We start from the raw sequence: 11,826 nt of genomic DNA, 5'->3' as shown, positions 1-11,826 counted from the left end.
GTGTCATTGTTGAAGATGGCTATGCAGGTAATCCCTATGAACAAGCGTCCATGAGCGACAATCCCTTTGCTCAGGCTGATGCCGATTGGCTGCAGCTGATTGGTGCTGCCCGAGAGTGGTTCACCACCCCCTTGGGGCGCCTGCTGCTGGAGCAGGAGCAGCGCCTGCTGGATGAGGAACTGGCACGTTTCTTCGGCGGTTACCTGGTGCATTACGGCCCATGCGCCGAAACCTCCATCGAGACCCAGCAGATCCAGCGCAGCGTGCGCCTTGGCGCGCCGTTCGCCGGCGTCGAGATCGTCTGTGAAGAGCAGTCCTGGCCGCTGGTCGAGCAGGCCGCCGACGTGGTGGTGTTGCAGCATGGCCTGGACTTCTGCCAGTCGCCTCATGGCCTGTTGCGCGAGGCTGCGCGCAGCGTGCGTGCAGGTGGTCACTTGCTGGTGGTAGGCATCAACCCGCTGAGTGCCTGGGGCGCACGTCATCTGTTCGCTCATGACGTTCTCCACGATGCCCGCTGCATCGCTCCCGGGCGTCTTGCCGACTGGCTCAACCTGCTCGGCTTCGCGCTGGAGAAACGGCGCTTCGGGTGTTATCGTCCGCCGCTTGCTTCCGCTGCCTGGCAGGCTCGGTTGGCCCCGCTGGAACGCTGGGGCGGTGCCTGGCAGTCGCCGGGTGGCGGTTTTTACGTATTGGTAGCGCGCAAGCTGGTGGTCGGTCTGCGCCCCCTGCGCCAGTCCCGTCGCGAGCCGATGGGCAAGCTGGTGCCCATGCCGGTTGCCAAGGTCAGCCGTCGCGATAGCGATGCACCCTGAGCAACCGCTGCAATCTCGAATCAGACCATAGATAGAAAGGCGCTGAATGTCCGAACAAGTTGAGCTTTACACCGACGGTGCCTGCAAGGGCAATCCTGGCGTCGGTGGCTGGGGCGCATTGCTGGTGTTCCAGGGTGTGGAGAAGGAACTGTGGGGCGGTGAACTAGCGACCACCAACAACCGCATGGAGTTGATGGGCGCGATCCGCGGCCTCGCCGAGCTGAAGCGCCCCTGTGACGTGCGCTTGGTCACCGACTCGCAGTACGTCATGAAGGGTATTCAGGAATGGATGCCCAACTGGAAGAAGCGTGGCTGGAAAACCGCCGCGAAAGAACCGGTGAAGAACGCCGACCTGTGGCAGCAGCTGGACGAGCAGGTCAACCGCCACAACGTGACCTGGCAGTGGGTGCGCGGCCACATCGGCCATCCGGGCAACGAGCGTGCTGACCAACTGGCCAACCGCGGCGTCGAAGATATCAGGAGCATGAAGCGTGCGTAGAGTCGTACTGGATACTGAAACTACCGGTATGCCGGTAGGCGATGGCCACCGGGTCATCGAGATCGGCTGCGTCGAGGTTGAGGGTCGCCGCTTGACCGGGCGCCATTTCCACGTGTACCTGCAGCCCGATCGTGAGATCGACGAAGGCGCCATCGCAGTCCACGGTATTACCAGTGAAGACCTCAAGGACAAGCCGCGCTTCAAAGAGGTCGCCGACGAGTTCTACGAGTTCATCAAGGGCGCGCAGCTGATCATCCACAACGCGCCGTTCGACGTGGGCTTCCTCAACAACGAGTTCAATCTGATCGGTCAGCACGAGCGCGCCGATCTGGCTTCCTACTGCGACGTGCTCGACAGCCTGCAAATGGCCCGCGAGCGCCATCCGGGCCAGCGCAACAGCCTTGATGCGCTGTGCAAGCGCTACGGCGTCGATAACTCCGGCCGCGAACTGCACGGCGCCTTGCTCGACTCGGAGATCCTGGCCGACGTCTATCTGGCGATGACCGGTGGGCAGACCAATCTGTCCCTGGCCGGCGATGGTTCGGAGGGCGACGGTAACGGCCGCCAGCAACCGACGCCGATCCGCCGTCTGCCGGCTGATCGCGCGCGTGGCGCCGTGATCGCTGCCAGTGCCGACGACGTTGCCGCACACGTTGCACGACTGGCCGCTATCGAGAAGTCCGCCGGCGCACCGGCGCTATGGGCGCAGCTGGAGCAGGGTACATCCGCCTCCTGAGCGGCGAATTGCGACCTTTTCGTATAGCACCGCCTGCGAGGGGTTCCGTCCTCTCCGGCGACCCTCTACCCTGAGGGCACAGCGGGCCAATCCCGTGTGACCTCAGGTGTAGCTGATGTACAAAGACCTCAAGTTCCCCGTACTCATCGTTCATCGTGATATCAAGGCCGATACCGTGGCCGGCGAGCGGGTACGGGCCATCGCCCAGGAACTGGAGCAGGACGGTTTCACCATCCTCTCCACCGCTAGTTCGGCGGAAGGGCATATCGTCGCGTCGACCCATCATGGCCTGGCCTGCATTCTGGTCGCCGCCGAGGGCGCCGGGGAAAACCGCCATTTGCTGCAGGACATGGTCGCGCTGATCCGCATCGCCCGTCGGCGTGCGCCGCAGTTGCCGATCTTTGCCCTGGGCGAGCAGGTCACCATCGAAAATGCGCCGGCCGAAGCCATGGCCGATCTCAACCAATTGCGCGGTATTCTCTATCTGTTCGAAGACACCGTGCCGTTTCTGGCTCGCCAGGTGGCGCGCGCTGCCCGCAATTACCTCGATGGCCTGCTGCCGCCGTTCTTCAAAGCGCTGGTGCAGCACACCTCGCAGTCCAATTATTCCTGGCACACGCCGGGCCACGGCGGCGGCGTGGCCTATCGCAAGAGCCCGGTCGGGCAGGCCTTCCACCAGTTCTTCGGCGAGAACACCCTGCGCTCCGATCTTTCGGTATCGGTGCCCGAACTGGGCTCGCTGCTCGACCACACCGGCCCCCTGGCCGCCGCCGAAGAGCGGGCCGCGCGCAACTTCGGCGCCGACCACACCTACTTCGTGATCAACGGCACCTCGACCGCCAACAAGATCGTCTGGCATTCGATGGTTGGCCGCGATGACCTGGTTTTGGTCGATCGCAACTGCCACAAGTCGATCCTCCACGCGATCATCATGACCGGGGCGATTCCGCTGTACCTATCGCCGGAGCGCAACGAGCTGGGCATCATCGGGCCGATTCCGCTGAGCGAGTTCTCCCGCGAGTCGATCCAGGCCAAGATCGATGCCAGCCCGCTGGCCCGCGGCCGTGAGCCGAAGGTCAAGCTGGTGGTGGTCACCAACTCGACCTACGACGGGCTGTGCTACAACGCCGAGCTGATCAAGCGCACCCTCGGCGATTCGGTGGAAGTTTTGCACTTCGACGAAGCCTGGTATGCCTACGCCGCCTTCCACGAGTTCTACGCCGGCCGCTACGGCATGGGCACCACGCGTGAGGCGGGCGGGCCGATGGTGTTCACCACCCATTCGACCCACAAGCTGCTGGCTGCCTTCAGCCAGGCGTCGATGATTCACGTCCAGGACGGCGGCGTGCGCAAGCTCGACCGCGACCGCTTTAACGAAGCGTTCATGATGCATATCTCCACCTCGCCGCAGTACGGCATCATCGCCTCGCTGGACGTCGCTTCGGCGATGATGGAAGGGCCGGCCGGGCGTTCGCTGATCCAGGAAACCTTCGACGAAGCCCTGAGCTTCCGCCGTGCCCTGGCCAACCTCGGTCAGAGCCTGAGCAGTGAGGATTGGTGGTTCAGCATCTGGCAGCCACCGCAGACCGAAGGCGCCGACGACGTATCGACGCCGGACTGGCTGCTGCAGCCCGATGCCGACTGGCACGGCTTCGGCGATGTAGCCGAGGATTACGTGCTGCTCGATCCGATCAAGGTGACCTTGGTCATGCCTGGGCTGACCGCAGGCGGTCGTCTCGATGAACGCGGTATTCCTGCGGCGGTGGTCAGCAAGTTTCTCTGGGAACGTGGCCTGGTGGTCGAGAAGACCGGCCTGTACTCGTTCCTGGTGCTGTTTTCCATGGGCATCACCAAGGGCAAGTGGAGCACGCTGCTGACCGAGCTGCTGGAGTTCAAGCGCAGCTATGACGCCAACCTGCCACTGGCCTCAGTACTGCCTTCGGTGGCCCGTGAAGGCGCCAGCCGTTATCAGGGCATGGGGCTGCGCGATCTGTGCGATGCGCTGCACGATTGCTACCGCGAAAACGCCACCGCAAAATCCCTCAAGCGCATGTACACCGTGCTGCCTGAAATTGCCTTGAAACCGGCCGACGCCTATAACCAGCTGGTACGCGGCGAGGTGGAGGAGGTGCTGGTCGATGACGTCGAAGGGCGCATCGCTGCGGTGATGCTGGTGCCTTACCCGCCGGGTATTCCGCTGATCATGCCGGGCGAGCGGTTCACCGCGGAAACTCGCTCTATCATTGACTATCTGCGCTTCGCCAGGGCTTTCGAGCAGCGTTTTCCTGGCTTCGATGCCGACGTGCACGGATTGCAACGTCACCAGGGCGAGCAGGGCAGTTATTACACGGTCGATTGCATCATCGAGGCATAACCGCGTTACAGGCGTCATGCAGAAACATCGGCTTGGGCGAGGCGTGCTGTACGTCACACCGGGCGTGATCGACTTTCAGGCGCCGCTTGCTATAGTTGCGCGGTTCTCAAGCAGCTGCCGTCGCGGGGGCTCACAAGCCGCTTTTAGATACTGAACGTACCCGAGCGCCCAGCGCCGTCTGCCGAGGATGACTGCCATGACCGAGTATCAGGCCTTTCGTGTCGAGCTGTTGGACAAGGTCGCCCATGTGGTGATCAATCGTCCTGACAAGATCAACGCCATGAACGCCGCCTTCTGGACGGAAATCATCGAGATCTTCCGCTGGATCGACGAGACCGATGAGGTGCGCGCGGTGGTGTTGTCCGGTGCAGGCAAGCACTTTTCCTCGGGCATCGACCTCAGCCTGCTGGCGCAGCTCGGCACTCAGCTGGGTAAGGATGCGGGTCGTAATGCTCGGACGCTGCGGCGCAAGATTCTCGAGCTGCAGGCCTCGTTCAACGCCGTCGATGAATGCAGCAAGCCGGTGCTGGCAGCCATTCAGGGTTATTGCCTGGGCGGCGCGATCGACCTGGTGTCGGCGTGCGACATGCGCTACTGCGCCGAGGATGCTCAGTTCGCCATCAAGGAAATCGATATTGGCATGGCCGCCGATGTCGGCACTCTGCAGCGGCTGCCGCGAATCATTGGTGACGGCATGCTCCGTGAGCTGGCCTACACCGGGCGTACGGTCGGCGCCGCCGAGGCTCGGGAAATCGGGCTGGTCAACCGGGTGTTCAGCGATGCCGACACGCTACTTGCGGGGGTCATGGACATTGCACGGGTGATCGCTGCAAAATCGCCGATTGCCGTGAGCGGTACCAAGGAAATGATTCGCTATATGCGCGATCATCGCGTCGACGACGGACTCGAATACGTCGCCACGTGGAATGCCGCCATGTTGCAGTCTGCTGATCTTCGCGTGGCCATGGCGGCCCATATGAGCAAGCAGCACCCGGAGTTCGCCGACTGATGCGGCTTCATATACCTGTGCAGGGGGCACAATAGCGAATGGTTTCTGGAGCATCGTCACTGGGGCTGGTTCGCAACGAACTGTTCGCCACGATCGAAGAGGCCGAAGCGAGCCTCGAACAGTTCATCGTCGAGCGCAATAACGGCAGCTTGCTGCAGCAGGCCGTGGACAATCTGCAACAGGTGCGCGGTACGCTCAACCTGATCGAACTCACCGGTGCCGAGCTGCTCGCCCAGGAAGTGCTCGACCAGGCGACTGACATTCCCGCTGGTGTGGGCTCCGAACGCGACGCCCAGTTGGCGGCACTGAGCAATGCCCTGCACGTACTGCGTCGGTATCTCGAAGGCCTGGACGCGCATCGTCAGGAAATGCCCGAACTGCTGCTGCCGGCGATCAATGATCTGCGCCAGGCCTGCAAGCAGCCACCACTACCGGAAAGCTTTTTCTTCAGCGTACGCCTCGACCAGGCCCGGCCGCGCATGGTGCCACCGGCGCTGGATGCCGCCGCCAAGGAAAGCGAAGGCCGCCGTCTGCGACAGATGTATCAGGTAGGGCTGCTTGGTTTTATCCGCGAGCAAAATCCTGCCGCCAGCATGAAGTTGATGGGGCGTGCGATGAGCCGCTTGGACGGGTTGTTCGCCAACGAGCCGCGCGGTCGCCTGTGTTGGTTGAGTGCGGCAGCCCTCGAAGCGCAGAACGATGGCCAGCTGTTGCCGCGCAAATCGCGCAAGCAGCTGTTCTCGCGGATCGACCGCGAATTACGACAGATGCTCGTCAATGGTGCCTACGAACCGCCGCGCAGCCTGCTCAAGGAATTGCTGTATCTGGTCGCGCTGTCCGGTGGTCGAGGTGCGCTGGCAGGTGAGGTGCGCGAGTTGTTTGGCATCACGCCGTTGCCGTTTACCGATCACCTGCTGGAAGAGGAGTATCAGCGACTCTCCGGGCCCGGACAGGCGGTGATGCGTTCGCTCAGCTCGGCCATTCGTGAAGAGCTGGCCAGCGTCAAGGATTTGCTCGATCTGATCGAACGCGGCACTTTGCAGGAGGAGGGTTTGACCAACCTGCATGCATTACTGGGCAAACTGAGCAAGACGCTGGCCATGGTCGGCCTCAGTTCCGCGGGCAATTCACTGTCCAACCAATTGCCGACGGTTAATGGCTGGTGTGAGGGCGCCCCAGCAGAGCCAGAGCAATTGGTCGTTCTGGCGGACGTCGTGCTCTATGTCGAAGGCATGGTAGCAACGCTCGAGCGTGGTGAGCGAGTGAGCGTGCCACGCCCGGAACCGGAGATTTGTACCTTCGCCCAGCATCAGCTTTTCGAAGCGCGGATCGTCGTCTTGGATGAAGCGCGTGCGGGCTTGGCGCTGGCCAAACGCGCGATCACCGCCTACCTCGAAGCGTCTGGTGACCGCATGCACCTGGCCAACGTGCCATTCAGCCTGCAGGCGGTTCGTGGCGGCTTGTGGTTTCTTGGCCAGGAACGTGCGGCGGCGTTGGTCGGCGCCTGTGCGGACTACATCCAGACACAGATGCTCGATGCCGAGCAGATGCCAGCCGATGCGCGCCTGGAAGTGCTCGCCGATGCGCTGAGCAGCCTTGAATATTACCTGGAAGCCGATAACGGTTTGGCACAGCCGAGCGTGCTGGATCTGGCTGCGGAGAGCGTGCGCGCCCTGGGTCAAGAGGTGGCGGCCTGATGACCCCGAGCTGGTTGCCCGAGCTGCTGGATTGTGGGCAACCTGGAGGCTGGGTGCTGGCTCACCACCGACAGCATTTTCTGGCCGATACCAATGGCCTGCTGTTTCCCCGTGACTGGTTGAAGAAGCAGGGCCTGCCGGTAATCGCCGAGCATGGCCTCGGGCATTTTCGCGGCGATCCACTCTACCTGCTGGAGCTGGAGCACAAGGCCGAGCTGCCGGGGTGCAGCTGGCAGGGCCTGCGTCAGGTCATGCTCGAAGGTGATGCCGAATTGTTCCAGATGCTTGGCTACGCGGCGCAGATCGGCACCTGGGCCAGTGATAATCGCTTCTGTGGCGGCTGTGCCACTGCCATGGAGCCTGTAATAGGCGAGCGTGCGATGCATTGCCCACGCTGCCTCCTGCGCCAGTACCCGCGCTTGTCGCCGAGCATGATCGTGCTGGTCACCCGTGGTGACGAGGTGCTGCTGGCTCGTTCACCGCGCTTCGTCACTGGCGTGTACAGCACCCTGGCCGGTTTCGTCGAGCCTGGCGAGTCGGTGGAGCAATGCGTGGCACGGGAAGTGCGCGAAGAGGTGGGCGTGGAAGTCTGCGATATCGAGTATCAAGGCAGCCAGAACTGGCCGTTTCCGCACTCGCTGATGCTGGGCTTCCATGCCCGTTATGCCGGTGGTGAGATCGTCAGGCAGGAAGCGGAGATCGAAGACGCGCAGTGGTTTTCGGTACATGAGCTACCGCCATTGCCGGCATCCCGATCCATCGCTCGTTACCTGATCGACCTGTATGTGGCGCGCCGCCTAGGCCGCGCCGAACCAGTGCTGCCAGACTAGCCGCGTAGTCAGGCCCAGAACCACCAGAATGAACACCGGGCGGATGAACTTCGAGCCACCGCCAATCGCTGTGCGCGCGCCGAGAAAGGCGCCGCCCATCAGCGAAAAGCCCATGCACAGCCCCACCAACCAAGCCACCTGACCCGCCGCGATGAACACCACCAGTGCGCAGGCATTACTGATGAAGTTCATCGAGCGTGCCACGCCACTGGCGCGCACCAGATCGAGCGGATACATCAGTAGCGTGCTGACCGTCCAGAAAGCGCCGGTACCGGAGCCAGCCACGCCGTCGTAGAAACCCAAGGTCAGGCTCTGCGGCCACTGGCGTTTTTTGGCGATCGGCAGGTCGGCATCCAGCGGTGCGCTGGGCGTCTTGCCGAACAGCAGATAGATGCCGCAGGCGAATACCACCACCGGCAGCATCTTGTTGATCCATTCCGCGGGTATCCAGTGCACCAGTACGGCACCGGCAATGGCGCCGATGGCGGTGCCGATCATCGCGTTGCGCCACTTGGCCGGGGTGAACAACTTGCGCCGATAGAACGCATAGCCGGCAGTGCCTGAGCCAAAGGTTGCGCAGAGTTTGCTGGTGCCCAGCACCAGGTGCGGCGGCATACCGGTGGTGAGCAGGGCGGGAATGGTCAGCAGCCCGCCCCCCCTGCAATGGCGTCGATAAACCCGGCGATGAAGGCAACCAGGGCGAGCAGTAGCAACGTCGTGGGATCGACGGCCATTTCGAACGGGAAGGACATAAAAGGCGACCTGTATCCGATTGTGCGGTGTCAGCGCTATTCGCATGCGAATGCGCTGCGCATAATGCCGACATTTTCACGCACAAGGAATTGATTCCATGCAGTACAACGGTCTTGCCTGGGCAACAGCCCTACTGGCGCTGCTGGTGGTCTTCGTCGCAGTTCGTATCCTGTTTGGCGGGCGTTGGTTTCTGGCCTGGCTGCGCGGCACCTGCGGCCTGGTCTTTCTGGCTGTCGCGGTGCTGGTCGGACTGGTGGCCTATGACCTCAGTCGTTACGACCCCTGGCCGGAGGACAAGCCGCTGCTGACTCTGAGCTTCCATCGCGCGGGTAACGTTTACCAGGTCGATATCACCGAGGGCGGTGCCCAGCGCAGCGTCAACCTTGAAGGCGACCTGTGGCAACTGGATGCGCGCCTGCTGCAATGGAAGGGCTTGGCCGCTTTGATTGGATTGGAGCCGGGCTATCGGTTGGAGAAGCTCAACAGCCGCTTCCTGGCCATCGAGCAACAGAGCCAGGCTCGCTACACCCAGGTGGAACTAACCCAAAGCCTGTATGGCGTCGACCTGTGGCGCTGGCTGCGTGTGGGGCAGCACGACCTGTTCATGTTCGATGCCCAGGCCCGCCGCGTGACCTATCTACCGATGGCCGACGGGGCGGTGTTCAACATCAGCCTGACGCCTACCGGGTTGCTGGCCCAGCCGATGAACCAGGCCGCCCACCAAGCGCTGCAGGACTGGCAGTAAGGCGCCCAGCTTCAGGACAGGAAGCCACCGTCGACATTCAGCGACACGCCGGTGGTGTAACTCGACGCATCGCTGGCCAGGTAGAGCACCGCGCCGGCCATTTCGCTTGGGTCGGCCACGCGCTTGAGCGGAATGCGCTGCAGGGCGAAGTTGAGGATCGCTTCGTTCTTGGTCAGCGCCGAGGCGAAGCGGGTATCGGTGAGGCCCGGGAGCAGGGCATTGCAACGGATGCCAAACTGCGCGCATTCCTTGGCGAACACCTTAGTCATGCTGATCACTGCGGCCTTGGTGACCGAATAGATGCCCTGGAACTCACCCGGTGACACGCCGTTGATCGACGCTACGTTGATGATGCTGCCGCCGCCACCTTCCTTCATCAGCTTGCCGCCTTCGATGGACATGAAGTAATAGCCGCGGATATTCACGTCGACGGTCTTCTGGAAGGCGCCGAGATCGGTATCCAGCACGTTGCAGAACTGCGGGTTGGTGGCGGCGTTGTTGACCAGAATGTCGAGGCGGCCGAAGCGCTCGCGAATTTGAGCGAATACCGCCTGGATCTGCTCCATTTCGCCAATGTGACAAGCCATCGCCACCGCCTTGCCACCTTTGGCAATGATGGCATCCGCCACCGTCTGGCAGTCGTCCAGCTTGCGGCTGGCGACGATCACCTGGGCGCCTTGCTGGGCCAGCAGATGGGCGATCGCTTCACCGATCCCGCGGCTGGCACCGGATACGAAGGCAATCTTGCCATCGAGGTCGAACAACTGGGTCTTGGACATATGAGCCTCTCTGAATGGGTGACGTCAAAGTGACGAGCGCGCGATGACCCCAAGAGCCATCTGTTCCAGCAATACGTTCATCTGCACGAAGGAGGCGAAGCGCTTGTCGGCGGTCTGACCGTGGTAGTAACGGTAATAGATCTGCTGGACGATTCCGGCGAGGCGGAACAGGCCGTAGATGTAATAGAAGTCGAAGCGCTCGATCTCGATGCCGGAGCGTTGCGCGTAGTAGTCGACGAAGGCCTGGCGAGTCAGCATGCCGGGGGCATTGCTCGGCTGGCGGCGCATCATCTGCACGGCAGGTGGATCATCCGCCTCGATCCAGTAGGCCAGGGTATTGCCCAGATCCATCAGCGGGTCGCCCAGTGTGGTGAGCTCCCAGTCGAGCACGCCGATGATGCGCATGGGTCCTGCGGATCGAGGATCACATTGTCGAAGCGGTAGTCGTTGTGCACGATTGCCGGTTGCGGGTGGTCGGCCGGCATCTTCTCCTGCAGCCAGTTCCTGACCTCTCGCCAGAGCGGGGCGTCGGGTGTGCGGGCGTTATCGTAGCGCTCGCTCCAGCCGCTGATCTGCCGCGCCACATAGCCGTCCGGCCTGCCAAGATCGGCCAGGCCGCAAGCGGCGTAATCGACCTGATGGAGTTCCACCAGGCGATCAATGAAGCTCTTGCACAGCGAGGTGGTCTGCGCAGGCGTGAACTGCAGTTCGGCAGGCAGATCGGCACGCAGGATGATGCCCTCGACGCGCTCCATCACGTAGAACTCTGCGCCGATGACAGCCTGGTCGGTGCAGTGCACGAAGGCCTGCGGGCAATAGGGGAAGGCGTCGCGCAACTGGTTGAGGATGCGGAATTCGCGGCCCATGTCATGGGCGGACTTCGCCTTGCTGCCAAACGGCGGGCGACGCAGCACCAACTCCTGATCGGCATAGCACAGCAGGTAGGTGAGGTTCGAGGCCCCGCCCGGAAACTGGCTGATCTGCGGCTCGCCGCTCAGGCCGGCGACATGAGCCTTGAGGTAGGCATCGATGGCCGTGGCGTCGAGTTCCTCGCCCTGGCGGATGGCGCTGGATCGGTCGGTGAGTGTCATCCCTATCCCTTTTAGTTGTCGTTGGCGGTGATGATCTGGCCAATCTAATCAGCCCAAGGCAGCGCCACAAGCACATCATCCGCTTATCTATATGGCTGTTGGCAGCGGATCAAGGCCGCTGATACGCCGCCGGCAGGCGAAAAAAAACCGGAATCACAAGACTCCGGTTTTGGCTGTCGAACGCTGGTCTCAGACCGGGAACAGTTCGCTCAGCTTGAGGGCCAGCATCATGTCGCCTTCGGCGCGCAGCTTGCCAGCCATGAATGCTTGCATGCCGTCGGTTTCACCGGTGGTGATGCCCTTGAAGGTCTCCTTGTCCATGATCAGGGTGACGCTGGCATCCGGGCTGTCGCCCTGTTTGACGTCGCAGGTGCCGTCCTTGACGATCAGGTAGTGGTTATCGGCATCTTCGATATTGAACTGGAAGACCAGATCCAGGCCTTCGGCGGCGCTGGGGTTGAACTTGGCCTGCATGGTTTGGACGATGTCTGCGACGCTCAT

Annotated in this window: 10 protein-coding genes and 2 pseudogenes; 8 read left to right on the top strand and 4 right to left on the bottom strand. The window is 62.3% G+C overall.

The features are described from left to right. Nucleotides 1-50 precede the first annotated feature (50 nt). The 7 genes from ACZ0AI_RS05755 (at nt 51) to nudC (ending at nt 7,957) form a co-directional block, all read left to right on the top strand. Complete coding sequence (locus tag ACZ0AI_RS05755) at nt 51-812, top strand: methyltransferase domain-containing protein (RefSeq protein ID WP_463564949.1); 762 nt, start codon at nt 51-53, stop codon at nt 810-812. Between the two features lie 46 nt (nt 813-858). After that, complete coding sequence (rnhA, locus tag ACZ0AI_RS05750) at nt 859-1,311, top strand: ribonuclease HI (RefSeq protein ID WP_225832163.1); 453 nt, start codon at nt 859-861, stop codon at nt 1,309-1,311. After that, nucleotides 1,304-2,047, top strand: coding sequence for a DNA polymerase III subunit epsilon (gene dnaQ, locus ACZ0AI_RS05745; protein WP_225832165.1), 744 nt, complete (start codon nt 1,304-1,306; stop codon nt 2,045-2,047). The genes rnhA and dnaQ overlap by 8 nt, the downstream gene beginning before the upstream one ends. Before the next feature lie 115 nt (nt 2,048-2,162). Continuing rightward, nucleotides 2,163-4,421, top strand: a complete 2,259-nt coding sequence (locus ACZ0AI_RS05740; RefSeq protein WP_463564948.1) for an Orn/Lys/Arg family decarboxylase — start codon at nt 2,163-2,165, stop codon at nt 4,419-4,421. Between the two features lie 196 nt (nt 4,422-4,617). Further along, the gene (locus ACZ0AI_RS05735; RefSeq protein WP_225832169.1) at nt 4,618-5,430 is read left to right on the top strand and encodes a crotonase/enoyl-CoA hydratase family protein; all 813 of its coding nucleotides are present in this window, start codon (nt 4,618-4,620) and stop codon (nt 5,428-5,430) included. Between the two features lie 38 nt (nt 5,431-5,468). Further along, the gene (locus tag ACZ0AI_RS05730; protein ID WP_225832172.1) at nt 5,469-7,127 is read left to right on the top strand and encodes a ferrous iron transporter B; all 1,659 of its coding nucleotides are present in this window, start codon (nt 5,469-5,471) and stop codon (nt 7,125-7,127) included. Next, on the top strand, nt 7,127-7,957 hold the full coding sequence (gene nudC, locus ACZ0AI_RS05725; RefSeq protein WP_463564947.1) for an NAD(+) diphosphatase: 831 nt from the start codon (nt 7,127-7,129) through the stop codon (nt 7,955-7,957). The genes ACZ0AI_RS05730 and nudC overlap by 1 nt, the downstream gene beginning before the upstream one ends. Here nudC and ACZ0AI_RS05720 read toward each other — a convergent pair. Continuing rightward, nucleotides 7,925-8,709: pseudogene (locus ACZ0AI_RS05720) on the bottom strand (TSUP family transporter). The gene nudC and the pseudogene ACZ0AI_RS05720 sit on opposite strands and share 33 nt — an antisense overlap. 98 nt (nt 8,710-8,807) lie before the next feature. Here ACZ0AI_RS05720 and ACZ0AI_RS05715 point away from each other — a divergent pair. After that, nucleotides 8,808-9,455 carry a hypothetical protein gene (locus ACZ0AI_RS05715; RefSeq protein WP_463564946.1) on the top strand — a complete coding sequence of 216 codons (648 nt, stop codon included), beginning with the start codon at nt 8,808-8,810 and terminating at the stop codon, nt 9,453-9,455. Nucleotides 9,456-9,466: 11 nt separating this feature from the next. Here the strand turns inward: ACZ0AI_RS05715 and ACZ0AI_RS05710 are convergent, their stop codons facing one another. The 3 genes and pseudogenes from ACZ0AI_RS05710 to ACZ0AI_RS05700 form a co-directional block, all read right to left on the bottom strand. Continuing rightward, nucleotides 9,467-10,234, bottom strand: a complete 768-nt coding sequence (locus ACZ0AI_RS05710; protein ID WP_225832179.1) for an SDR family oxidoreductase — start codon at nt 10,232-10,234, stop codon at nt 9,467-9,469. A 24-nt stretch (nt 10,235-10,258) separates the two neighbouring features. Then, nucleotides 10,259-11,325: pseudogene (locus ACZ0AI_RS05705) on the bottom strand (phosphotransferase family protein). A 189-nt stretch (nt 11,326-11,514) separates the two neighbouring features. Next, nucleotides 11,515-11,826: an SCP2 sterol-binding domain-containing protein gene (locus tag ACZ0AI_RS05700; RefSeq protein ID WP_463564945.1), complete on the bottom strand. Its 312-nt coding sequence runs from the start codon at nt 11,824-11,826 to the stop codon at nt 11,515-11,517.

Source organism: Pseudomonas sp. AC355, assembly GCF_979258205.1.
This window is presented reverse-complemented; position numbering and strand designations above follow the sequence as displayed.

Excerpts from the sequence above, each read along its gene's own strand:
- ACZ0AI_RS05755 (WP_463564949.1), top strand. The coding sequence starts at position 51 with ATGAGCGACAATCCCTTTGCTCAGGCTGATGCCGATTGGCTGCAGCTG.
- rnhA (WP_225832163.1), top strand. The coding sequence starts at position 859 with ATGTCCGAACAAGTTGAGCTTTACACCGACGGTGCCTGCAAGGGCAAT.
- ACZ0AI_RS05740 (WP_463564948.1), top strand. The coding sequence starts at position 2,163 with ATGTACAAAGACCTCAAGTTCCCCGTACTCATCGTTCATCGTGATATC.
- ACZ0AI_RS05735 (WP_225832169.1), top strand. The coding sequence starts at position 4,618 with ATGACCGAGTATCAGGCCTTTCGTGTCGAGCTGTTGGACAAGGTCGCC.
- ACZ0AI_RS05730 (WP_225832172.1), top strand. The coding sequence starts at position 5,469 with ATGGTTTCTGGAGCATCGTCACTGGGGCTGGTTCGCAACGAACTGTTC.
- nudC (WP_463564947.1), top strand. The coding sequence starts at position 7,127 with ATGACCCCGAGCTGGTTGCCCGAGCTGCTGGATTGTGGGCAACCTGGA.
- ACZ0AI_RS05715 (WP_463564946.1), top strand. The coding sequence starts at position 8,808 with ATGCAGTACAACGGTCTTGCCTGGGCAACAGCCCTACTGGCGCTGCTG.
- ACZ0AI_RS05710 (WP_225832179.1), bottom strand. The coding sequence starts at position 10,234 with ATGTCCAAGACCCAGTTGTTCGACCTCGATGGCAAGATTGCCTTCGTA.
- ACZ0AI_RS05700 (WP_463564945.1), bottom strand. The coding sequence starts at position 11,826 with ATGAGCGTCGCAGACATCGTCCAAACCATGCAGGCCAAGTTCAACCCC.